We start from the raw sequence: 23,737 nt of genomic DNA, 5'->3' as shown, positions 1-23,737 counted from the left end.
TGATCGCTCAATTCCCGCCGGTTTTAAAGTAATTTGCAATGTTTCGTAAATCTTCCGGCGCCAGTGTACCGGCAGCGAGTTGCAAACGAAGGTAAGTGAGTAAGTAACCATATTTTGCCTGAGCGAGATCGCGCCGTGTGGTGTGTAATTGCTGTTGAGCTTCCAGTAGATTCAAATTGATGCGGATGCCGCCGCGGATGCTTTTTTGCGTGGCCTCTACCAATAGCTCCGCGGATTTAACCGCAAGTTCCAGCGATTCAATCCTTTTAACTCCGCTTATCAATAGATTGTATTGCTTGCGAAGTTCGACGAGAACCTTATCGGTCATCGCATCAAGATCAGCCTCGGCGCGTGCATGATTTGCGGTAGCTTGGGTCGTAAGGGCGCTGACGCGGCCTCCCGCATAAAGCGGCATATTAACTTCGATGCCCACCGTACCGAATTCTGCGTCCAGACCACGATTAATAAAAGAACCTCGTTGATTTTTCGTAAGGCTGGCGACAAAATCGAGACGAGGCATATGCCCTGCGCGATTTTTCTTGATTTCTTCTTTGCCGGATGTGACCGTATGCCGCTGCGTGATTAATTCCGCATTTTGTTCAAGTGCCAGGGTGTGCCAATTATCATAATCCGGTAATTGAATCGACTGGGTGCTGAAGGATGGCGAGAGCCGATCCAATTTTGTTATTTCTTGTCCGACAATCGCTTCGAGTTTAAGCTTTGCGATTTCCAGCTCGTCTTTGGTTTCAATTAATTTGGCTTGCGCGATCGCATGTTTTGATAGTGTTTCCAGTACATCGGTGGTCGTGCCTTCACCTTTCTGCAACATCCGCTCGTTGACGCGTTTCAGCTCTTCGAGTGCTTCCAGTTGCGCCTCGGCGATTGTCACATGATCCTGCGCCAATAATGTTTCTACATAAGCTTCAACCAGACGGACAACGAGTTGTTGGCTATTACTGACAAATTTAGCGCGGCTCGAATCCGCTTTCGCTTTTCCTTGCTGATAGCCTGCGATGGCTTCCATGTTGAACAAAGGTTGGCGGAGCGTCAGCGTGCTGACCTGGCCGTCGAAATTGAGAGGCTCGGTGACATTACCTTGTGTCAAGGTACCTGCATTCTTATTTTGCGCATGGGTGACGTTCAAGCTTGGTAAAAGCCCAGCGCGACCGATAGCTTCGGCTTGCTGTCCCGCTTCGTTTTCGTGTACCGCCGCGCGAAAAGCCGGATCATGATTCACTGCTGCTTCGTAAGCATCCAATAAACTCAAGGCGACAGCTTGCGTCGTGGTATTTAGAAAGATCAAAAAACCAACGATCGGCAGCAGCTTTTGAAAATCAGGTTTCATTATGATTATTCTTCGCTCAGTGCTGAATGGGCGCGATCAAGGATTGGTTTGAACAAATAGCTCATCAATGAACGCTCGCCGGTTTTGATGAATACTTCTACCGGCATGCCTGCACGGATCTGCTGATCCGCCAATTGCTTCATACCTTCCTGGGTGACTTTGGCTTTAATGTTAAAAAATGGCAGGCCGGTGCGCTCGTCGATCAGCCGGTCAGCCGATACTTGCGTCACGATGCCGGGTATTTGCGGCGTCTTTTTTTGATTAAGCGCTGTAAAAATGAGATCGACCGGAAGATCGACGTAAATCTTGTCGATCAAATGAACCGGAACTTGGCCGGTAACAACGAGCACGTCATCGCTCGGGACGATGTCCATTAATTTGAATCCGGGGCCGATAACGCCGCTTTCGGTAAATACATTCATTCCGACCACGGTGCCTTCAACCGGGGCCTTGACTTCGACATTCGCCAATTCGAATTCTTGTGCCTGCAAGTGGCTGCTGAGTGCATCCGCTTCTTTTTTAATATCGGACAACTGTTGGCGTACTTCCTTTTGATATTCCTGCAGCCGGTGAATGCGACGTTGCTCAAGTTCGGCTATTTGGCGTTGAATGCGGCCGGCATTGCCGGTATCCGAAGAAATCTCGCCTTGTAGCTGCGTGTAAGTGCGTTCTGTTTCCAAAACACGGTTTCGTGGCACAAAACCATCTTGCGCTAAATCTCTCAGATTATCCAATTGTTCTTTCAAAAGCGCTAATTGCTGGTTTTTGCTGCTGCGCGTGGCTTCAAGGCCGCGCAATTGAAATTTAAAACCGGAAATGCTTTCGTCAAGGGCTGCCAATTCATGTTGCAAAGCCAGTTTGCGTGCTGTAAATAACTGATTCTGGATGAGCACGTTATTGGCGATGCGGTTATCACTATGCAGCACCAGCAATTCATCGGGGAAAATAATCTCATTGCTGCCGTCGCGTTCAGCCAATAACCGCGCTTCAACAGCGCGCGCTGTATAAAGCTGATTTCTGGTTATTTCCGCTTTGGTTTTGATTTGTACATCATTCATGCGAACCAGTACTTGGCCGACTTTCACATGATCGCCTTCCCTGACCAGGATGCTGTCGATAATTCCACCGGTCTGATGTTGCACGGCTTGCAGGTGGCTGGAAACCGTTACGGTGCCGGAAATTGGAACCCCTTTATCCAGCGGTGCAAAAGTTGCCCACAAAATAAAACCGCCAAAACCGGCTAAGACGATCCACCAGCCGAGTTTAGTATAAGCGGTATCGTCTGTTTGTACCTGATTGGGCAGATGGGCCGGAGCGTTTTCAATCACCGTATCTTTTTTTTCGGCAACAAGTTTCATGAAAATTCCCGGTCGATTATTGGTATGTTTCCAAAGGTATAAAAAGCCGCCATATTTCGTGTCGTTAAGGATTGTTGGTTGCTTGGGGTGCTTGGTTCTGCGTTGCCGGATCGTCGGCCTTTTTCTGAGCCAACTGCGCTTGCTGTTGTTTGGTCAGTGCTTCAATGACTTGTTGCGTAGGGCCATAAATCTTCGCGGTACCATCGTGCAAAAGCAGCAGTTTGTTGGTTGCGCTCAGAATACTGGTGCGATGCGTAATCAACACAATGGTTTTGCCCCGTTTGCGTAAATCAATGATGGCAGCCAGAAGCGCCTGTTCGCCGGTGTCATCGAGATTTGAATTGGGTTCGTCGAGAACGATCAAAGAAGGATCGTCGTACATCGCCCGGGCCAAACCAAGGCGCTGTTTTTGTCCGCCGGATAGTCCGGCGCCGCCGTCGCCCAGGTGCGTATCGTAGCCTTCCGGCATGTTGAGAATCATTTCGTGAACGCCGGCGCGCTTGGCAGCCAGGATTACCTTTTCCGCATCAATCTGGCCAAAGCGCGCGATATTTTCTGATACGGATCCAGCAAATAATTCGATATCTTGGGGCAAATAACCCACATGCGGGCCTAACTCATCTTTGTTCCAAAGATACACATCGGCGCCGTCGAGCCGTACCTTCCCGGCGGCGGCCGGCCATACGCCGACCAGCAGGCGCGCTAAGGTTGATTTTCCGGAACCGCTTGGGCCAATGATACCCAGGACTTCGCCCGCAGGAAGAGAAAAAGTTAATCCCTTGATCACCGGGATTTTACTGCCGGGGGGCGCCGCTGTGACATTCTCGACGGTAATCAGTCCTTGAGGCTTGGGCAGCGCCATTCCGGCTTTGCGTGCCGGGTTGTCGTCAAGCAATTTGACCAATCGGTCATAAGCACTGCGAGTACCGCCGATTTGCCGCCATACACTGATTAACAACTGAACCGGAGCGATCGCTCTGCCCAGCAGGATCGATCCGGCAATCATCATGCCGGGTGTAATGCTGTTATCCAGCACCAATAAAGCGCCAAGACCCAGCATCATGGATTGCAATGCGACGGTGGAAGATTTGGATAGCGCCGTGACAATGCCGGATTTCTCGCTGGCTTCCGCTTGCAAATTAAGAAAACGGCTGTGCAACTGGTACCAGCGGGATTGAAGATTCGGCAACATTCCCATTGCCTCGATGACTTCAGCGTTGCGCAGATTGTTTGTGGCCAAATTGGTGGAAGCGACCGCAACCGAATTGGCGTCGGCCAGCGGTTGATGTGAAATTTTTTCGTTGATATAAGCCAGTATGATCAATAGGGTGGTGCCGCATAGTGCAAATGCACCCAATACCGGATGAAACATGAAGATCACGAATATATAGATCGGAAACCAGGGCGCATCAAAAAAAGCGAATAACGCATTCCCGGTAAGAAATTGCCGGATGTTGGTTAAATCTTTCAAAGCCTGACCGGCGTTGGTATCGCCATGTTTTAAACTGGCTTCAAAGGCGGCGGTGTAGACGCGCCTGTTCAGTTTCATGTCAAGCTGTGCGCCCACGCGGATCAAAACAAAGGTGCGCACATATTCGAGCGCGCCCATAAAAACGTAGGCGCCGAGCATGATCAGCGTCAGCATCAACAGCGTCATCTCATTGCGGCTGGTCAATACGCTGTCATAAAGCTGGAGCATATAGATGGCGGGCATGAGCATCAACATATTGATCACCGCGCTAAAAACTCCGATGTTCCGGAAAGTTTTCTTGAAGCTGGTTAATGCAAGCGCAACTTCATTCTGCGGTGCTTTCAGTTTGATTTTCATCGGTCAATAATCGTCATGAAGGTGTGCTTTTTGTGATTGCTTGCAAAAATAAATGGGTTTGGTATGAGTTGTCTACTGTCTGGACTGATAAGGTAAATCCATAGCCGTAAGCTTAAACGGTCTGGGAACCAGTTTAAGATCCCGCTGCGCTTCCGAACTATCGAATTTTAAATCCTGATTCATTCTTTCGGCCATTGCCGGTGACCAACTGCGATAACGAGGCAGCCGCTTTAATCCCCAGAGTGCGATTTTAAATAGCCACATGGGCACCGTGAACATTCTTGTGGGAAGATTTTGTGCTTCGAATACCCGCCGGACCATTTCACGAAACGATAAGACTTCTCCACCGGTAAGATTATAAGAACGATTGGCCAAATTTAAAGTATCAAGTGCATTACAACAAGCCAAAGCAACATCTTCGACATGAATAGGTTGCCGCAATCCTTGCGCGGCGCCAAACAAAGGGAAAAAACCAAACCGGCGGATGAACGCTGCTATTTCACTGATATTCTTATCGCGACCGTGCCCGTAAATCAAGGTGGGCCGCAAGATAATCCAATCAATTCGATGCGCGGTTGCCCAGGTTTGTAATTTGTCTTCGCTTGCTATCAATCGCTGCACAATTTTTTTTTCCAAAGGATCGGATGAAATTTCCTTGGTAAAGCGACTGGTGGAAGATAATACTACAACTCGTTGCGCGCCGTAGGCTATTAGCAAATCAAAGTATTCGGGTAAAACCCAGATGGGAGCCGCGCATAACCAGTAAGGAATCGGATTGTCACTGCTGTCAAAGTCTGCCGGCTGGGTTGGATGAATCCGCCTCCAGGTTATTTTCGGGTGGTGGTCAATAATTGCCTGCCGGGAAAATGCATGCACATGCCAGCCCTGTTGCACCAATTGCCGCAGGATGCACTCACCGGTCAAGCTTGTCGCGCCCAGCACGCCTACTTGTTTTTCAATCATGACCGGGTACCAATTTGCGATAGCCGTTTCTGAGGACGTAATAAATGACGGTGGCGCTGAAGCGCAGCCATACAGCGCAAGTAATCAATCCCATCAATACCCTCGGGTATTCCTGGCGGAAAAATTTGCGGTAGAAACGCAACATGCCTTTGTGTTTGTGCCAAGCGACAAAGAAAGGCCGGGCGCGGCTGCAAGTTCCTTGATAATGGATAACCGGCGCATCCGGCACAAAAACAATTTTCCAGTTTTTTTGTTGGAATCGCATGCACCAATCCAGATCTTCACAATGCAGAAAATATTGCTCATCCCAGGAACCTGCATCATCAATCGCTTGACGCCGCACCAGCATCAATGCGCCGGATATCGCCTCAACTTCGACAGGTTCTTGGGGGAGAGGCTGTTGATCCAGATGAAAATCAAAAAACACTTTTGGCCAGTATTTTGCCAAGCGATATAAGCCGAAAGCGCGTACAAAAGCCCGCCACGGCGTAGGAATCGCCCGCCGCCCGCCGCCCTGTTCGGAACCGTCGGGGTTAACAAGATAACCGCCAACCATGCCGATCCGCGGGTCTGATTCTAGTACTTGTACCATGCGCTGTAATGAATTTTCCTGCAGGATGCAATCCGGGTTCAGAAAAAGAATATAAGGTTGCGTTGATGCGCTAAGGCCGGTATTACAACCGGCAGCGAAACCGCGATTATGGGGCAAGCGAATGGTTTGGAAGCGCTCGTTGGAGGAAAAGCGCTGTTCGAGTTCTGTCAAACTGGAATCAGACGAGGCATTGTCGACAATAATCACTTCCCGTGCTTGCTCAAGCGCAGCATGCACGCATTGATTCAGCAGCGAGCCGCCGTTGTAGTTGACAGTGACGATGGATACTGGCTGCCAGCGATGTGTTTTAATTTCCATCTGAATTTTTCGAAGCGCTCAATAATTTTCCGCTGCGGTTGTTGAATCCGTGCCACAAGCCTTTCAACATCATTGCAAGATTGGCAAGGCGATTGGATGAAAATATCGTGAAAAAAATCAAAGCCGACAAGGTGCGGAATTTATCGGCGCGTTTCCAAGCACTGGGCATGTAGGAGCGCTTCCAGAGCAGCACACTGTTCCGGAACATATAGTAATAGCGGAAAGGCTGGTGGAATGCGATGGTCCGCCACCGGCCCAACCAGACACGAACCTGGCGGTCTCCCAATGCATGCCGCATGACGGCATGACAGGCGCCGAATACTTTGTATCCTTTGGATTGCGCACGGAAACACCACTCAGTATCGATGTGATCGATAAAAAGATCTTCATCCATGCCGCCGATTTGATCCAATGCTTGGATCGAAATCAGTGTCCCGGACGATATCAGAAAATCGGTTTGCACAAAATCTGTGCGGCCCTCGCAATGAATCTTTGCAAGACCGAATTGTGTCAACCGGGTAAAAGGCGCCAGTCCTTCATGTGTCTGATTTCGATAGCTCGCGCCGACTGCGGCAACTGGTTTTTCCTGATGAGACAATCGAGTATGAATACGACGCAATTCTTGCAACATATCCGGTTCCGGAATGCTGTCCTGATCCATCAGCAGTACAAATGCCGCATGCATATTCCGGGCAATAGCAATACCGGCATTAAAAGCTTTCCCAAGCCCGAAATTTTGGTTCAATGCCAGAAAACATAGTGCATCGGGTTGTGGCAGTTGCAATTGCTGCAGTAATGAGCCAACGTCATTATCCGAGCCATTGTCGACGATGACGATGATTTTAACCTGTTCGAGTAATGCGCTAATACTGGCAATCAGCGTGACTTTGTCAGGGTTGTAGGTGACGATAACCGGTATGATGTCCTCACACAATGGTTTCAATGCACAGGTTCCTATGGATGGCTTCCGGAGATTGTATTTATGGGCGTTTCATCAGCTTGGAAATGATCGAGCGTGAGTGGCGTAAGAACCGGAATACCGGATAGCCATAGTGAATCAGCAGAATTGACACGAAGTCACGCCATTGCGGTGTTACGGGCAAGTGTTTTTTTTGATTGCCGGCGGCAAGGTTAGAGATTTTATGGATCAAAAAAATTTTGAGTAACTGCCCGCTGGTACAAGCATTAAGATCGAATTGGTTGTTAAAGTGCAATTTCTTTATCATTTTGATTTCAATAAATCGAACAGCCGTAAAACACTATTTAAACCCGGAATACCCAGCGATGAGACAGTGCCGTATTTCCAGTTGGCGCTCTTTAACATCCGGTAGAGATTGCCGGGTTTCAACAAGGCATTCCAGCCATGAAGCTTTTCTTGCTGAAAATTCATGGTATTTTCCGTGCCGAAATCTTCCGAATGGTTCAATTGCATGAGCTGGTTGCATTCTTCAGTAGTTGGAAATGCAACGGCTCTTTCGGCCAAGGTTAGTATAAAAGGCTTGATATCATTAAGGCGATAGCCGGTCAAATCAATTGCGCGCGCAAATTCGCTGGTAAAATCCAGGACCCCGGTTTGAATCTCGTTAATGTATTGATTGGTGAACGATTCTGTGTTTTTAGTATCACCGGATAGCGGTTTGAAAATGGGTACTATCCTATCGTTTTGCTGATCGAATTGATAGCCGATCGTGGTGGGGTGAAGCGCACGCGCACCTTCTTCAAAAATCTCTTCGAACCGGCTAAAAATATCTCCCGGCCTGGTTTTGTTCCGTTCATCGCACAGGATTCCCAGCAAGGTATTTTTTTTAGAGTCAAATTGGTATTTTCTGCCGCCAATAAATCCGAAGTAAAGTCCCATTACATGCGGGTAATTTTCATCTTGCCCAAAAGCTTCTTGCAAGAATTTCTGGGTCGTGCCATTCCAGCCGATATCCACGATCGCTACTTGTTTTTCAGTGAAGAAATGCTGTTGTTCCAGATAGCGATGCAGTAGATGCCAGTTTTTTCCAGCATGTTGCTGAGCAATCTTCTGAAAATCGGGATCGTTCAGCATTTCCCTAAATTGAACCGACTCCCAATCGGCAATAGGCTGCCGGATTTCGGGATAGCCGTGATTCCGGCAAATTGCGGAAAATGCTTCAGGCGGTAAATCAAATGCTTGAAAAATCGAGTACCAGCCTTGTTGTTTGGGATTGAACAACGGCGTGATGGCAATTTCATGACTCAATCCGCGGTGCGCTGCTGCGGAAGCAGTCGATCGACGGGATACAAACAGATAATGCGCGGATGGTATCTGATCCGGTTCGAAGCAATCCGGGCAAAGCATATTGAATAGCTTCATGAACAATTCGCCTTCCCTGGCGAGGAAGAACACTTGCTTGATATGGTGCTTTTTTACTGCTTCGATAACGCCAAGGATAAATGTTGCATATATCGGGCCTAATATTTCATAGCCGTAGTTATAGTGAAAGGATCGGGCTGCTGCCGGACGGATGAGCTGCAATAAATGACGGCCGCGCCAAAAGGCGTTTTTTTGAGCAAGCTGATGATACCAATGCGCGGTTTGCGTTTGCCTGTTATCTGCAGCGTCGTCAAATAGAATAGTAGTGATGCCTAATTCCGTCAATGGCCGCTGATTGAATCGCTGATCGCTATCGATGTGAATGACTTCATGCGGGTGTAAGCCTTCCTGTTGCAACAGGGATTCGAAAAATTGTTTGCGCGGTATTGCAGCATTGCATTCCGGATAAACATAAATGCGTCCGGCATGCGCGATAAGTCCTTTATCTTCCAGAAAGCTTTGGAAATGCGCCGGATCGATGACCCTATCGGATATTGCGATAATGCGAAGATTTTGATGAGTTAGCCACTCCAATATAGACGCCGTGCCGGTTTTGACCAGCAAAACTTCCGTTTCAACCGCGCGCATGTGCGCAATGATCCTGCCGGTTAATGTGGCTGAGTCAACGGTATTGTTTTTGATTAGAGCGCGCGCCAACGCTTCCGCAAAGTCTGCGAACCGGTAGGGGGTATCGCCGGGCGTGTTTGCTGGATTGTTTCTCAGCGCATTTTCTATGGTTTTGATTAATTGCTGCAAGTTCTGAACGGTGCAGGCAATGCCGAAACGATCGAACATCGTGCGGACGATCCGCCGAGCCAGCATTTTTTGGCAGTCTTCGATCGTAACGGCGTCTCGTTCCAGCACGGTATTAAAAATATCAATCGAGACGGCTTTAATCCGCGGGATGTGACGTTCAATTTCCGAGCGTAAGTCTGCTGCGGTACGAATCACTTGCGAGTTCTTGAGTGTCACTTCCCTGGCCACTTAGACGCGAACCAGCGATAAGGCGCGGTAATCATGCGGCCGATTCGATAACTTTTGGAATTTTCGAATAACGCCAACTGCCGGATCAACCGCTCGCAGCGATCGTGCAACTGATGGTGCTGATGTTGCAGTTGATCATTCTGTTGGCGTAATGCATGAATGGATTGGTTAAAGTTATGTTGCTGAATTTTCTTGATGTAATTGTCAATTTTGCTTAGATAAGCGACCGGTGCGCGTAATTCATCGCCGAAGTATTTGCTGATCGATTGCTTGATGAAATAACGGGTTTCAATATTGGCGAGGAGCCGGTTTTCCATGATGGTATTGCTCGAATGCAAACGATAGTTGAGCAGCTTTTGGCCAATAAGAAAAGAAAAGGTCCGCGGGGTGATCAGCGCCGCACGGAAAACGTAGTCATAATCGAGAATATAGCGAAACGGCCGGAAGCCGCCGAGCTTATTTGCCAAACTCGCACGAAAGAAAAAATTGGACGATGAAATCGCATAATTCCCGGCAAGTAATGTGGCGGCCGGCGATGGTGTTTGCTGATATCTTTGCTTGACATCCTCATACCATGTCAACCACCAATGGGAAGAATCAACGATAATTTCAGAATACTCGTTAATCAGATTGATATCCGAAATGACAAAATCCAAATTGCTTTGCTGTAAAGCGTCGAACATGATTTCCAGCCGGTTGGGGAGAAACACGTCATCGGAATTGATAATAGCGAGATACTCGCCTTGCGCCAGCGCGATACCGCGATTGAGCGCATGATGGGCGCCTTGGTTGGATTGCGTAAAATAGCGGATGCGCGAATCTGCAAATTCCAGAATCACCTTTTCGGTATTGTCGGTGGAACCATCATTGATAATGATCAACTCGATGTCTTGCAACGTTTGTGTCAGCACGCTGCGGATCGCCTCAGCCACGAATGCTTGGTGGTTGTAAGCCGGCATGACAACGCTGATGAGCGGTTTATTCAGTGAAGTATTCATAGCGTGGCTTCATGCATTACGCAGGTCGAATGCTTTTTTCCAGTAAGCGCGCTGCCGCGCCTCGCGATATTCCTGGCCGCGTTTGCGGATAATAGTGTCGGGCAGCTTTTCCGCGATATATAAGCGTTTACTGGTATCCGATGCGGTATCGGAGTGCGTCAACTCGCCGAGCAGGTTGGCTTCCTCCCGGGATGGATTGTTGACCAAACGGAAGAATGGGTCGGCCCATCGCTGGGAAACAAAACTATCGATGCCGATTGCCAGAACCTGTGGCAACACTTGATCGATGAAATCCAATGCGCCGCTTTGCACGCGCTGGGACAATTCCTGAATCGCTTGATCCGCTTTGTTGTTTTCCAGCACCGGAACAATTTGGTCATCTTGCTCGCGGTAACCGAGAGTCGTGCCGTGAGGCGCCATCAAAGCAAACTCGAGCAGTTCCACGCCACCGTTGATCAGGCTGTCGGATAATTTCAATGGCTCATTCTCGTTGACCAGGTAGCCTTGATATACATTTCTCGGCAAATAGTTTTGATTCAACATTTCGAATGTTCCCAGATAATAGCCATTAATTTGAAAATCCGTCCGCATAAGCTGCAGCAGCCGTGAAAATCCTCCTTGCATGTTGCCGGTCCAACCGATGTCGACAATGCCTAGACGCGTGACTCCTTGCGCCAATCCGGCAACATAGCGCTGTGGCAGCGATCGCTTTCTTTTGGCTTCGAGCAAAATATGCGGCCATAGTGAATTTAACAGATTAAACATGCGCGTGTCGCCATTCGGGACCATTTCATCGATCGAGCGGAAACCGGATCGCTGGATTTGAGCCATGAATAAATGCGGGTTAATGCCCAGCTTGTTGAGATGATACCCGACCGTACGCGTGGCCCGGCCGCTGAACAGATGCCGGACACGATCGACCGGCATGTCGACAAAGCTGGGAAGCAGTAATGCAGCCCGGGAGAAATAACAGTATTTCAGCTCGACTTGCGGACCGAGCAGTTCCGGGTAGCGCTGAAAGACATTGTGCAGCAAGAACGCATCGCGGGCGAAAAACAGCATGCGTTCGATGCGATGCCGGCGCGCCAATTGTGTCATCCATAAGATTTTTCCAAGAATGAGCGGGCCGAATACTTGTAGTCCGATGTCTTCCCAGAAGCCGTATGTCTTATCCATGAGCTGCCGGCGGATCGAACCCGTCATCAGCGACCATACATGGCTATCCGCCGCGGGTTTCTGCAGCGGGACCCGGAGCCGGGGCTCGACACGGTCTTGCAGATAATTGAAAAACTCGGGTTGAATACCGATTTTTTTGGCAATCTTAACATCCGCATGGGCATTGTCACCGAAGTGAATCACATCAGGCGGTTGCACGGAAAAATGCTTCAGCACTTCGTGATACATGGATCCTTCGTGCTTGCTTTTGCGCTGATCTCCGGAAACCAGCAAGGTGTAGGGCTTAATATAACCGCACTTGGTCAGTAGCTTTTCGATGAAATCAGGCGGAAGATACATATCCGAGCACAACGCGACGTGTCGGCCGTTTTGCCCGGCCAATGGGAAAAGCAGTTGCATGACCGGATTCGGGTGGCACAATTGTTCTTCCAGTGCCAGTTCCTGCTCGATCAGATATTGCCGTTGCTCAGGTGATAATTCGAGATGCTCCGCAAGGACGTCATAGATTTCCTGTAATCCGACTTCCGGTGTGCCCTGTGCTGCTACTAACCGTTCCCGCGCTTCGGTTTCCGCTGCGATTCTCTTATGTGCAAAATTGCTCGCTATTTCCGGATTCATTAAGCCGAATTCATTGTGCCGCAATCTGGCTGCAACGGTGTCGAATAGATCTGTTGGCCGATGGACGGTACGGTGGATCAGCGTGTCGAAGATATCGAACGAAACGATCTTGAATTCCGTTAATCTGGCCGAGTAATGTCTGAGTAATTCGTCATTATCCATGCGCGATCGATCCTTGGAAAACACCATTAATTGCCGCCCCGGCTGAGATACCACGCCTTGATATGCTGAATTGTATTGCGGATACCGCCGGAAAGCAGGATTTGGAAAAACTTTTTAATGGTGGCGATTTTTTGGCCGGATGACAACCACAATCTGATCAGCTTGAAGATGCGCAGCAGCCGCACAGCAGGGCTGGATACAATAGGCTGAGGGTGTGGTTGTGAGGTATTCGCGGTGGCGTGCATTGTTTGCTGCAAGGCGATCATCATCCCGATACCAAATCGCCGGTCCTGGATGTCTTGCCGCAACCATTCGTTTTTAAGCATCTTGGCGTACAATTCATGCTGACTCTTACCAGCGTGGATGGTGTTGCCGTATCCGCTCTGATCCGTAATCCGGTGATGATAAAACGCCAGAAATTGCGGGATGATGAAAATGTCATGGCGCGATAACAAACGAATGTTGAAATCCCAATCACCGAGGACGGGCAAATCCGCTCGAAAAAAGCCGATTGCTTCTGCTGCATCATAGCGGAACAGTAATTGAATTGGCGCAAACTGATTGTCAGCCAGTAACTCGCTCAAAGATACGAAACCGCGTTTTGCGGAAGTCCAATAGGGTTCGGTTCTGTCGATGTGAACAATATTGCCCTCGACACGCTCGTAAATTGCATTTGCCAGGGCTATGACACCGGCGACTTGCGGAAATTTTTGGCGGATTTGTTCGATTTCCGCAACCGCGATGGTCAGAAATTCCGGCGCCCAGCTGTCGTCATCGTCATGGATCGCCAAGTAACGGGTTCTAACCGATTGTATGCCTTTGTTACTGGCGGCCTCCATGCCGAGAGAAACCGGGTTGTGAATGATCGATACCCGGCCGCGGAATTGTGGCGCATAGTGATTTACAAGCCGGTCAACCGTTGCAGGATCGCCGCCATCGTTGACGATTACCAATCGCCAGTCTTCGTAACTTTGATGGATAACGCTTTCCAAGGCGCGTTTTAATAGTACAGGCCGGTCTTTTGTGCGTGTGATGATGCCGACGGTTGCGTCTAAGTTGAGTACTTCGGTGTCTATCATGGTTCCTTTATCAATTGCGGAGAGTCGTTTGGAAGCATGTTGAAAGAATCGGTTTTATTTTCGCGGATAGCATCATAATCGGATCATAGGTTTTTGAAGAATGCGCTGATAGCGCGCATCGGCTGGGTGATACGCCAGCTGGTGGAGTTCCTCAATGCCGCAATTTGATGATCGCGCTCGGCGATTGTCTGCTGGAGTTGCAATAGTGCATGTTCTTTGGCAATAGCGATTTTATGGTAACGCGCGTATTCCAGGACTGACCCTAATGTGCCATCGCTCCAGCGCGGGATCCATTTTCTGTAAATAGCAATCATCACTTGCCGGGTATGAACCTTGTTGTCTCGTATACCGGAACCTTCACCCTTCTGGAAGCGATAAACCGCGCCGATTTCCGGAACAAACTGAAAATCCCCCAGCTCCGCTAATTGTAGCCAGAAGTCCCAATCTTCGCATAGATCCAGAGCAACATCAAAGTGAGCGCCGTTGTCCAGAGCCTGGCGTTTGAATAGGACGGCATGAATGGGAATGAAATTTTCAATTCTTAATTGGACCGGATCAAATTGCTCGGCGTAACGGCGGACTTCTTCACCAATTTCATTGACACACTGTATTCCGGCGTAAGCGGCAATGGCAGCTTCATGAGCAGAAAGGGTTTGCTGTAATTTTTCAATATGATGCGGCAAAAACCAATCGTCATCGTCGAGAAAAATCAGGTAATCGCCTCTAGCGGCGTGCAATCCGATGTTGGCAGCCTGGCAGCGATTCATCGATTCCTGATTACCCGCTATCCGTATCGGGTGATTGCCGCATTCAGTATTCAACGCGCGATGATTCTTGCCTTTGGCATTGACAATCACAACTTCAATATTCGGATAGGTTTGCGCAGCGACAGAATCGACCGCTTCGGTCAATGTCGGGCGATCCATGCTGCGGATGATGACACTTACAAGCGGGTACACAGCACTGTTTTCTACAGGCATCCTGGAATTCCGGAATCAGTTTGGATAGAAAAACTTAAACTCAAGAAGTAAGTCAAGTTTAACGCTTCAATAGGTTTTCAAGATAGAGCCGCAAGTTTAGCATTTTTTGCAACAAGCCTCCAAAAGCGGCATGCTTTTCCACTTCGGTAAAAGCTTCGGCATAATTACCGTCTCGCTTGCCAGGCAAATAAAGACCCCGGTAGCTGGCTAATCCCAAACTGGCGGAGAGATAATCGCAATGCGCCAGCGGTAAGGCGTAGCAGGAAATCGCTTGTTTCTTGATGTCGATTACGCTGCCGATGTCGATGACATGGGTGGCGGGAAGCGGGCACCAGATTTCGTAAATGAACGCGCGACCCGGCATCTTCCGGTTCTGCCAGCAAGAAAGAACGGCTTGGCCGATGGCGACATGGTCGCGGTGGTAATCCAATACCGAAGGCACGAACAGCCAATCCGGTTGGAATTGCTGCAACAATTGCCCGACTTTTTTCTCAAAACCGGATGAATTGCGGAAGCTGCCATCCGGTTCATCGAGGAATTCAATGTCGTCGATTCCAAGCACTGACAAGGCGGCAATGGCCTCCTTGCGGCGGATGGCGGGAGCATCGGCACTAAGGCTGCCGGCGCCAGCGCCGTCGGTGACGAAAACAACTTTTATCTTACATTGTTTCTGCCGTAGCAATGCCAGAGTGCCGCCGCAACCCAGCGTTTCATCATCCGGATGCGGTGCGAAAACAAGCACAGCGCCATGCTCAATCGGGGTGAGCGGGGCCGGCAAGGGGCAGAGATCCAAACGGGCGATTTTAGCCTGCTGCAGCTTGGCGATAAATTGTTTCATAGTGATCGGTGATTTTAGCGATATCGGGCCACGCCTCAGCTCTTGCCCGGCCTTTTTGAACAATTCTTTGACGCAGTTGAGCATCATTTAACATGCGCTGCATCGCTTCTGCAAGCGCGCCGGTATCGGGTGCGGATAATAATGCGCCATCACCGGTAACTTCCGGTACACCGCCAACGGCTGTGCACACTGCGGCAGCGCCTGCGGTCAATGCTTCCAGATTGGCCAGGCCGAACGATTCCGACGCCGAAGCGCTGACATACAAGTCGGCGGCGCAAAGATATAAACCGATATCGCCGGTAACCGCGAACAGGATTTCACGCTGGAATCGCAGTTGCCGCGCTTGCTGCTGCAATAGGCGGTGATCGCCTTCGCCGAGGATGACCAGTTGCAAATCTTTTTCCAGAATCAATTGGGAGCACGCTTCGATGAGCATGGGAAATTGTTTCACCGGCGCGATACGGCCAACGCTGAGAATGTAAATAGCCGTGTCGTTCCAGCCCAGCCGCTGCCGCGCTTCCTGGCGGCTATAGAGATTAAGCGAAGGACGTGCATGAACGATGGAGTGCCAGTTTTCAGGAAGCGGGGTAATTTTCAAGTCACCGGCGATCTGATTCAGACACCGGCGGGTCGGCGCGATCACCCAGGATGCGGCGAGCAATGTGCATGCTTCCCAGCGGCGCATGATGCGCATGATTGGCCGGCTCATGTGAACGCCGTCTTCGTGGATTGCTTGCGCATAGCAGCCGAAGCCATGCTCGGTGACGCCCCAGGCGATGGAGCGGTTGCGGTGAAAATGCAAAAAAAAACGCAAGCCTGCGGCGATCAAAGGGTCGTGACAATGCACATGCGTATATTGCTGCGAAACCGAAAGCTTGGCGGCGAGGCGGCCCATGTTGAGCCGCTCCAGCAGCACTTGCAGCAACGCTGAGAAATTAGTGCGGGCAGGCCATTTACTCAGCAGGAATGAACCAATGGAATGGCAACGGTGCTGCCAAAATAAGGCGCGTTGCCCTAAATCGGCCTGGCAAAGATAGTCGGCGGCAATACCGCGGCGGCGGAGTTCTTCAAGCAGCGGCGCAAGGCTGCGGCCAAGGCCGTAACGCTGATCGGCCCGTGTTTCGCGGGTAACCATGAGAATTTTCATGAAGATGGATTATTTAACGGAAATCCATATCGCCGGACATCAGCCACCAGCGGTCGCGCAGCAATTCGATGGCCGGCGCGCAATCCCAGATGCTGGCCGGAATACGGAAATCCAGCGCTTGCTGGATGCCGCCGGTAGCAGCGAAATGCGCTGCAAAATTTTCGGTTATTTTGCAATAAAGCCGCTGATGGCCGTTAATGCCTGCCAGCCGCCTGGCGTGCAGAATCAATTCGGGGATTTCTCGGAGCGCTGCCACCAGATCGACCACTTCGCAGCCATTGGAATCATGACGCAACACGATAATTCCACGCGCTTTGCCGCCAAAGCGGCTTTTTACCAGTACGATTTGGTAGTGATTCGAGGGGTGATTCAGGTAACGGTGCTGCAAGTAAGACCAATCGCGAATGCCGACGAGGGATCCGGATAAATCTTGCGCCATTTTCCGCCAGCAGTGACCGGCAGCGGCAGCGGCGTAGTCATCGCCGGTCCGGTCAACCGCATATAACCGGGATTTGATGCGTGGCCATTTGGGCAGCGGATCCCAGGAGAATTCGACCATTCTTCCGACTTCCGCGTACAGTCCATAGCGCTCCGCAACTTTCATCGCCCGTTCGTTTGGAAAACCGAATCCCAATAGATAAGGTTTGTTGTAACCAATGTAACGTTCCAGGAAAGTTGCGGCCATCAGAAAGAAGGGCCCTTTTTTCGTCAATGTGCCGCGTTCACTGCTATCCACCATGACATCGCCGATTTGCACAGCAGTTTGCGGTTGACCGAAAAAAAGAATCTTTCTTGCGATGCCGCCATAATGCGCGATTAATTGATGTTCCCGCCAGACCCCGATCTCCCGTCCTGGGAGAGTGTTGTATTTCCAATGCCAGACTGCCGGTGTCATGTCGTGATTGAAGGTTTTTCTGAACAGATCAAACAGTGCCGGGAGCTGATTTTTTTTCAGCAGTTGCAGGCGCCATTTGGGTTGGGTTTTCTTTCTGAACAGCAGCAGCGCATAACCGGCTTGCTGGTTGCGGTACAGGTCGCGGAAAACCCGGTTGGATTGTTCGAGTTGCGCAAGTTGTTCGTGACTCAGCGACAGATCCTTGATTAGCCGTTGCCGGTGCGTGGCGATGATTTGCAGACGGTAATCCACTGCCGGTGCGGCTAAAGCGGATAGATCCGTGTGTTCGATAAGCTCGAAACCGAACCGGCCAGCCAACGTGATCATATGATCCAGGTAGTGAAGATTCGCGGGGTTGCGTAAGGTTGCATCGTTCTTCAGCAGGAACTCATCCATCAAAAGCAAGTGCCCGGATGGCGCCAGTAAATCTTGTGCTTTGTTGAAAATTGCCAGTGGTTCGATGGTTTGTGCCGAGTCCTTAAGCAGAATGGCCATGAAGCTTTCCGGTTCGGCTCTATAAGTTTCCAGTTCGTGGTTGGTGACGAGGTTGTCCGCGCTTGATGCATCTTGAACATAAGCCATCGCCCGGGTAGCGGCAGTGATGCTTTGAACGGTGTAACCGCGTTGGCTTAACCATGAAAGAGCGGCGTCTGAACTGCTGCTACCGATTTCCAGAATCTGTCCGGGAGGCGGCGGAAGTTTGGTCAAAATCAAGTCCGCGAATTCCCGTTGCGTAACTGGAGAAAAGCGTGTGCCATCCGGGAACGGGGCGTGATGAAAACCGGCGGATTCACCTTCCTGCAGCATCCGGGCGTGCGCATAAACGTTAAACGGAAAAGCAAGATTCCTGTGCGGCGGCGGAGCTGCGCTTGCGGATACCCGGTGATCCGCGTGCCGGTATAGTTGCATATCCGGTTTCATGAGCTGGTGTTCTAGAGATTTCGTCATACTTTAGCCATCAAGCGTATTTTCCCATCGGTGCGGGATCGAGAAATAACCCTGTAAGCGGCCTGATTGTTTGATCTGAAGCGTGGCTGCCGCAACCGCTGTATCATAAATGTGCAAACCGCGTTCACACATCAGATAGATATTAATCAGATAATCACCTTTAAGTAACGGTATTTTGTCTAGTTTAAGGCTGACTTCGCCCTTTCCTTCCGCTGTCCGTTGCAGGATGAATTGATCTTCCCACGTTGCCGCGCTGGTAATCGTGCGCCCATCCGGCGTTTGCAGCGTCATTGCGACATTGGGGCAAGGCAACAGCGGATCGGAAGCAAAGGCAACCGATACCCGAACGCTGGATTCGCCGCTCATGATAATAGCATGCTGCACATTCGCATTATTCTCTTGCAGTTTTACTTTTAACAGCCGGGCGGTGCCGGAAGGATGTTCATGACTTTCCGGCGCAACAGTTTGATTGGTATTGGTAATAGTATCAGGCACTGTATTCGTTGCATTGCTGTTCTTGTCAAGAAATGCTTGATAGGCGGTTACGACTCCGGCTGATTCTCCGTCCATCATCATGCGGCCGTGATTAATCCAGATCGTCCGGGAGCACAACGATTCCACCTGGAATAACGAATGCGAGCAAAACAAGATGGTTTTTCCTGCGTCGCGCATTTGCATGATACGCGCAAATGATTTGCGGGCGAAGGCGCCGTCGCCGACGGATAAGGCTTCATCAATCACCAGAATGTCGGGGTCAACGTTAATCGCGACGGAAAAAGCCAGGCGCACATACATGCCGCTGGAATAGGTTTTGACCGGCTGGTCGATAAAGTCCCGGACACCCGAGAAATCAATGATGTCATCGATGCGGGCGGCAATTTCCGCTTGACTCAATCCCATAATCGCCGAGCTCATCAGAATGTTTTCACGTCCGCTAAATTCCGGATTGAAGCCGGCGCCAAGCTCCAATAGCGCGGCAATCCGGCCATTGACCCGGACTTCGCCGCTGGTGGGCGTTAAAGTGCCGCAAACCAATTGCAGCAAAGTGGACTTGCCGGAGCCGTTCTGCCCGACGATACCGACCACTTCACCCGGCATAATGGTTAAATCGATTCCATGCAGTGCCCGCAATTCCCGGAAAAACAGCCGCGGCCCTAACCACTGGTGAGGCCATAAAAATTGTTTCAACCGGTCTTTCGGGTGCTGATACAGTTGATAGCACTTCGATAAGTTGACGGCTTTTATCGCCGGTTCGGAATTAATGGCATCAAAGGACATCTGCAAAACCTTTCCGGGTTTTATGAAACCAGGTTAATCCCATCCATGCAATGAATGCAGCCAGCGCGTAATATACGATCAGACCCATCCAATCCGGCATTTGACCGTAGAGAATGACGCTTCTCGCTTGCTCGATAATAAATGTCAATGGATTGAGAAATAAATAATCGCGGATGGATTCCGGCAGTGCCGATGCAGGATAAAAGATCGGACTCAGAAATAACAGCATGGTTAAAAGCAAGCCGATAAATTGACCAATATCGCGTACAAATACACCAATGGAGGTGAGCATCCAGGATAATCCCAGCGTGAGTAAAACAAACGGCAGCACAATGATGGGTAGCAGCAGCATGGTTAAATGAAGCGGGTGATTGATGATCAATAAAAAGCTAATCAATACCAGAAAGCTGATACCGGCATGAAACAAGGCTGATCCTAGCGCTACCAGCGGCAGAATTTCCAGCGGAAAAATGACTTTCTTCACATAGTTTACGTTGGCGAGTATCAATCCGGGTGCGCGCGACAAGCATTCCGAAAATAAGTTAAAGAGAATCAGACCGGTGAATAAAAGAAGCGCAAAGGTGAATTTATCTTCGTAAAAATCATTGTTCTGGGGGTCAAGCCGCACCTTAAATACAACACCAAAAACAAACGTGTAAATAGCGAGCATCAAAATGGGATTGATGAATGACCATAATATTCCCAGAAAAGAACCCCGGTACCGGGCAACGATCTCCCGTTTGATCATTTGCGCGATCAACGGGCTGTGCTGCCACAGGTTGGAGAAATTACTCGGATAGTTGAGTTTGGACGGATGCAAGAAATTGAATAAGGAAAATAACAGTGTGCTTTCTAAGACTAAGACCTAAGCGAAAAATAATAATCGATAAACGTTCACGAGTTGAGTTCGCTGATAATGGTCAAGCTATAAGTATTATATTGTATAATGCCTGACCAATTATGAAACGCGAATGTTGTCAGCAATAGCGCCTTTGATGTTGTTATCTACCATATTTTAATAAGTGCCGGTAGCAGGGATTTGCAATTCAAGTTGAAAAAATTATCCGCGTTACTGGCTTTTTAGATTAATGACCTAAAATCATGGCTGTTATTATTCACGAGAAATGTTGCAAATAAGCAACAATCCTAGAGAAAACTTCCGTAGCAGACTTGCATTGAAAGATTGTTTTGGGCAGAATGCACTTTAACTTGGCTTTTGTGGTAATTTCTGCTAGGCAAATTGCTGGTTTTCACAGAGGTTACAAAGAGACATAGTGAAAAGTGAAAAACTTGCAAGTAATTTACTTTCGTAATTATTTTTAATTTTTTATCAAGGGAGCTCCCATGGCTATTACGAGTGCACAACAAACCGAAATTCTGAAAATTGTTGCAGGCTTATTCAATGCAGCACCGGGCGGTAGCAATCTGTCCGAGCTGGCAAATTTTGTTTCAAACGGTGGCACAACCCAGCAATTATCAAATGCATATGCTGCTCTGCCATTGTTTACCACAGGCATTCTGGCCGGTAAAGTGACTGTTGAAGATCAAGTTGATGTTCTGATGAAAAATTTCGGTCTGACCGATAGCGATGATGCGGCAAGCGCAGGCGCCCAAGCGCATGATTATTTTCATGATCGTATCGAAGCTGGGGATGGCTTCGGTGCTATCGTTTATGATGCGGTGACTTTCCTGTCGACAACTACCGATACGGCTTTTACTGAAGCTAAAACGTTGCTGGATAACAAAGCATTAGTTTCTGCAGCTTATTCAAAAACCAGTTCAGCATCTGATCTGGATACGTTGCAAAAGGTTTTGAGCAATGTAACCGGCACGGCGCCTTATACCGATGAAGATGTGGCAAATATTCTGGAAGGCAGCGGCTCAACCGTTGGCAAAACATTCACGCTGACAAACACAACCGATGCATTCACAGGCTCTTCCGGTAACGATGTGTTTATTGGCGATAACGTTTCAGCATCCGCAGGCGATACCTTGGTTGGCGGAACGGGAACCGACATACTGAAAATCTACGGAACTGCTACTGTTCCTAATATTTCAGGCATTGAAAACGTTTACTACAATGCGCCGGGCGGTAACATCGATTTTTCAGCTAAATCGGATGTGACCTCGATTGAAGTCGATGGTTTCGGTACCCAAACCTTAACGGTTGGTGCAAGCCAGGCGATCAAGCTGACCAATCAAGCAGGCGGTACGACAGCGACTATCGCAGGCAACGATCCAACCACCTTGGCAGTGACGCTAGATAAAGCAGGTAGTAAAACGACTGACGCAACTGTTGCACTGACAGGAACCGCAGTAACTCAATTGGACCTAACGGCTTCCGGAAACGACAGTTATGTGACATTGACCGATGCAGGTGGAAAACTGGCAACCATCAATATTGCTGGCAGTAAAGCGCTGGATTTGCAGCATGCATTGACGACGGTTAAAACCATTAACGCAGGAACTGCTACCGGTGACGTGACAATCAGCGGTTTGGGCGCGTCTGATCTGACCTTTACCGGCGGTAAAGGTAATGACAAGATTGTAATGGGTGCAACAATCGATGCGAAAGATGTTCTGACCGGCGGTGACGGCACCGACACATTGAGCGTGTCTGACGCGGATACCGTGGATACCGCGGCTGAAGTGGTTGGTATCACCGGCTTCGAAATATTCGAGGTGGCCGGAGCCGATGCGACAACTTACAATCTGTCAATCATTGGCGCTAAAAACACCATTACAGGCTTGGTGATTAGCGAAACTGGCGGTGCAGCAACTGTTTCAAATATCAATGCTGCTACTACCGGTAATATCACTATCAACGGTGATGCACCAACGACATTGACACTGACCGCAAGCGATTTCGTATCGGGCGGTACCAGCGATACCACAACCATTTCACTGGATAACAGTGTAACAAAAGCCGCTGACGGTATCGATGTAACCTCGCTGGTATTTGCAAATGCTGACGTGATTAATCTGAAATCGATCGGTGACGGTTCTTCGACCAAAACCGTGGGTGGCGCGGAAGAGAATTCGGTGACACTGACTGCAACTGATTCTGAAAAAGTTGTGATCACAGGTAACGAGGCATTAAGATTAGTAACAGCGGCCAGTACCAATCCGACTGAAATTGATGCGTCTGGTTTGACTAACGACGCGGCTGTATTTATCGATACTAGTTTATCAACGATGACTTCTCTGCTGGTAAAAACTACCGGTGGTGATGATACTATCGACATCGATAATGCTGCTACCATCACTTCAACTTTGTATCTAGGTGGTGGCTCGGATACCGTCACAGTCGCTGGTGGTGGTACTTCCGCGCATACTCTGAAGTACGGTGCAACCGCATTGAATGCCGGTGATATTAAAGCAGGCGATTCTTCAACACTGACTTTGACCGGCGTAGCGGCAGGCGATACCGTAACGATCGACTTCACCGCTGCATTGGAAGCATTGTTGAAGAGCGGCGGAACGGTGCTGTCAGCAACTAGTGCAAATGTCAATGTTTATGATGGAATTACAGCTACAACGCTTAGTGCTACCACCAATATCGCTGCTTCACAAGCGGGTGGTACATTGACCCTTCAAATTGACTTGAACGGTGACGGTTCGTATGCAGCAGCAGATGACTATCAATTGACGATTACCGGTACAGGTACCAATGATACGTTAATCTACAACGCATCTACTGATCAGCTGGTATTCACAGTAGTAGCGTAAGGGAAAAAAACGAACTTAGCAGTTTTAAGTTTGTAACTACAAAGGCCAAATCAATTTTGATTTGGCCTTTGTTTTTTTTTTGCGCGAAGAAATCGTGATGCTCAAAGGTGCGGAAGTACTGAACCAAGGAATTTCGAGTGCATCAATTCGACGTGAGAAT

The 23,737-nt window shown here is 49.3% G+C and carries 18 protein-coding genes; 1 reads left to right on the top strand and 17 read right to left on the bottom strand.

What is annotated here, in order from left to right; all coding sequences use genetic code 11:
• Positions 1-7: 7 nt before the first annotated feature.
• The 17 genes from RBH92_RS13265 to RBH92_RS13185 form a co-directional block, all read right to left on the bottom strand.
• The gene (locus RBH92_RS13265) at positions 8-1,345 is read right to left on the bottom strand and encodes a TolC family outer membrane protein (protein ID WP_307932478.1); all 1,338 of its coding nucleotides are present in this window, start codon (positions 1,343-1,345) and stop codon (positions 8-10) included.
• 5 nt (positions 1,346-1,350) lie between these two features.
• A complete protein-coding gene (locus tag RBH92_RS13260; protein ID WP_307932477.1) occupies positions 1,351-2,703 on the bottom strand; it encodes an HlyD family type I secretion periplasmic adaptor subunit in 1,353 nt (450 codons plus the stop codon).
• 64 nt (positions 2,704-2,767) lie between these two features.
• Complete coding sequence (locus RBH92_RS13255; RefSeq protein WP_307932476.1) at positions 2,768-4,531, bottom strand: type I secretion system permease/ATPase; 1,764 nt, start codon at positions 4,529-4,531, stop codon at positions 2,768-2,770.
• A 72-nt stretch (positions 4,532-4,603) separates the two neighbouring features.
• Positions 4,604-5,494 carry an NAD-dependent epimerase/dehydratase family protein gene (locus tag RBH92_RS13250; protein ID WP_307932475.1) on the bottom strand — a complete coding sequence of 297 codons (891 nt, stop codon included), beginning with the start codon at positions 5,492-5,494 and terminating at the stop codon, positions 4,604-4,606.
• Positions 5,487-6,404, bottom strand: a complete 918-nt coding sequence (locus tag RBH92_RS13245) for a glycosyltransferase family 2 protein (RefSeq protein WP_307932474.1) — start codon at positions 6,402-6,404, stop codon at positions 5,487-5,489. The genes RBH92_RS13250 and RBH92_RS13245 overlap by 8 nt, the downstream gene beginning before the upstream one ends.
• The gene (locus tag RBH92_RS13240; RefSeq protein WP_307932473.1) at positions 6,394-7,347 is read right to left on the bottom strand and encodes a glycosyltransferase family 2 protein; all 954 of its coding nucleotides are present in this window, start codon (positions 7,345-7,347) and stop codon (positions 6,394-6,396) included. Before RBH92_RS13240 ends, RBH92_RS13245 begins: the two co-directional genes overlap by 11 nt.
• Positions 7,348-7,384: 37 nt before the next feature.
• Positions 7,385-7,630, bottom strand: a complete 246-nt coding sequence (locus tag RBH92_RS13235) for a hypothetical protein (RefSeq protein ID WP_307932472.1) — start codon at positions 7,628-7,630, stop codon at positions 7,385-7,387.
• On the bottom strand, positions 7,627-9,717 hold the full coding sequence (locus tag RBH92_RS13230) for a hypothetical protein (RefSeq protein ID WP_307932471.1): 2,091 nt from the start codon (positions 9,715-9,717) through the stop codon (positions 7,627-7,629). Before RBH92_RS13230 ends, RBH92_RS13235 begins: the two co-directional genes overlap by 4 nt.
• Positions 9,714-10,727: a glycosyltransferase family 2 protein gene (locus RBH92_RS13225; RefSeq protein ID WP_307932470.1), complete on the bottom strand. Its 1,014-nt coding sequence runs from the start codon at positions 10,725-10,727 to the stop codon at positions 9,714-9,716. Before RBH92_RS13225 ends, RBH92_RS13230 begins: the two co-directional genes overlap by 4 nt.
• A gap of 9 nt (positions 10,728-10,736) precedes the next feature.
• Positions 10,737-12,737 carry an HAD family hydrolase gene (locus RBH92_RS13220; RefSeq protein ID WP_307932469.1) on the bottom strand — a complete coding sequence of 667 codons (2,001 nt, stop codon included), beginning with the start codon at positions 12,735-12,737 and terminating at the stop codon, positions 10,737-10,739.
• Positions 12,710-13,762: a glycosyltransferase family 2 protein gene (locus RBH92_RS13215; protein ID WP_307932468.1), complete on the bottom strand. Its 1,053-nt coding sequence runs from the start codon at positions 13,760-13,762 to the stop codon at positions 12,710-12,712. Before RBH92_RS13215 ends, RBH92_RS13220 begins: the two co-directional genes overlap by 28 nt.
• An 83-nt stretch (positions 13,763-13,845) precedes the next feature.
• Positions 13,846-14,742 (bottom strand): glycosyltransferase family 2 protein, encoded by an 897-nt coding sequence (locus RBH92_RS13210; RefSeq protein ID WP_307932467.1) that lies wholly within the window; start codon positions 14,740-14,742, stop codon positions 13,846-13,848.
• Between the two features lie 58 nt (positions 14,743-14,800).
• Positions 14,801-15,580, bottom strand: a complete 780-nt coding sequence (locus tag RBH92_RS13205; protein ID WP_307932466.1) for a PIG-L deacetylase family protein — start codon at positions 15,578-15,580, stop codon at positions 14,801-14,803.
• Complete coding sequence (locus RBH92_RS13200; protein ID WP_307932465.1) at positions 15,546-16,727, bottom strand: glycosyltransferase family 4 protein; 1,182 nt, start codon at positions 16,725-16,727, stop codon at positions 15,546-15,548. Before RBH92_RS13200 ends, RBH92_RS13205 begins: the two co-directional genes overlap by 35 nt.
• Positions 16,728-16,740: 13 nt before the next feature.
• Positions 16,741-18,570, bottom strand: coding sequence for a GNAT family N-acetyltransferase (locus RBH92_RS13195; protein WP_307932464.1), 1,830 nt, complete (start codon positions 18,568-18,570; stop codon positions 16,741-16,743).
• Between the two features lie 3 nt (positions 18,571-18,573).
• Positions 18,574-19,848 carry an ABC transporter ATP-binding protein gene (locus tag RBH92_RS13190; protein WP_307933971.1) on the bottom strand — a complete coding sequence of 425 codons (1,275 nt, stop codon included), beginning with the start codon at positions 19,846-19,848 and terminating at the stop codon, positions 18,574-18,576.
• Positions 19,838-20,668: an ABC transporter permease gene (locus RBH92_RS13185; protein WP_307932463.1), complete on the bottom strand. Its 831-nt coding sequence runs from the start codon at positions 20,666-20,668 to the stop codon at positions 19,838-19,840. Before RBH92_RS13185 ends, RBH92_RS13190 begins: the two co-directional genes overlap by 11 nt.
• 524 nt (positions 20,669-21,192) lie before the next feature.
• On the opposite strand from RBH92_RS13185, the gene RBH92_RS13180 reads away from it, so the two are divergent.
• Complete coding sequence (locus RBH92_RS13180; RefSeq protein WP_307932462.1) at positions 21,193-23,577, top strand: beta strand repeat-containing protein; 2,385 nt, start codon at positions 21,193-21,195, stop codon at positions 23,575-23,577.
• Positions 23,578-23,737: the final 160 nt, after the last annotated feature.

The sequence above is a fragment of the Nitrosomonas sp. sh817 genome (assembly GCF_030908545.1).
Classification (GTDB): domain Bacteria; phylum Pseudomonadota; class Gammaproteobacteria; order Burkholderiales; family Nitrosomonadaceae; genus Nitrosomonas.
Note: the sequence above shows the minus strand (reverse complement) of the source record. Positions and strands in the feature narration are given on the sequence as shown.

Bases quoted from the DNA above. Each gene is read 5' to 3' on its own strand.
- RBH92_RS13265 (WP_307932478.1), bottom strand. From the start codon at position 1,345: ATGAAACCTGATTTTCAAAAGCTGCTGCCGATCGTTGGTTTTTTGATC.
- RBH92_RS13260 (WP_307932477.1), bottom strand. From the start codon at position 2,703: ATGAAACTTGTTGCCGAAAAAAAAGATACGGTGATTGAAAACGCTCCG.
- RBH92_RS13255 (WP_307932476.1), bottom strand. From the start codon at position 4,531: ATGAAAATCAAACTGAAAGCACCGCAGAATGAAGTTGCGCTTGCATTA.
- RBH92_RS13250 (WP_307932475.1), bottom strand. From the start codon at position 5,494: ATGATTGAAAAACAAGTAGGCGTGCTGGGCGCGACAAGCTTGACCGGT.
- RBH92_RS13245 (WP_307932474.1), bottom strand. From the start codon at position 6,404: ATGGAAATTAAAACACATCGCTGGCAGCCAGTATCCATCGTCACTGTC.
- RBH92_RS13235 (WP_307932472.1), bottom strand. From the start codon at position 7,630: ATGATAAAGAAATTGCACTTTAACAACCAATTCGATCTTAATGCTTGT.
- RBH92_RS13225 (WP_307932470.1), bottom strand. From the start codon at position 10,727: ATGAATACTTCACTGAATAAACCGCTCATCAGCGTTGTCATGCCGGCT.
- RBH92_RS13215 (WP_307932468.1), bottom strand. From the start codon at position 13,762: ATGATAGACACCGAAGTACTCAACTTAGACGCAACCGTCGGCATCATC.
- RBH92_RS13210 (WP_307932467.1), bottom strand. From the start codon at position 14,742: ATGCCTGTAGAAAACAGTGCTGTGTACCCGCTTGTAAGTGTCATCATC.
- RBH92_RS13205 (WP_307932466.1), bottom strand. From the start codon at position 15,580: ATGAAACAATTTATCGCCAAGCTGCAGCAGGCTAAAATCGCCCGTTTG.
- RBH92_RS13200 (WP_307932465.1), bottom strand. From the start codon at position 16,727: ATGAAAATTCTCATGGTTACCCGCGAAACACGGGCCGATCAGCGTTAC.
- RBH92_RS13195 (WP_307932464.1), bottom strand. From the start codon at position 18,570: ATGACGAAATCTCTAGAACACCAGCTCATGAAACCGGATATGCAACTA.
- RBH92_RS13190 (WP_307933971.1), bottom strand. From the start codon at position 19,848: ATGTCCTTTGATGCCATTAATTCCGAACCGGCGATAAAAGCCGTCAAC.
- RBH92_RS13180 (WP_307932462.1), top strand. From the start codon at position 21,193: ATGGCTATTACGAGTGCACAACAAACCGAAATTCTGAAAATTGTTGCA.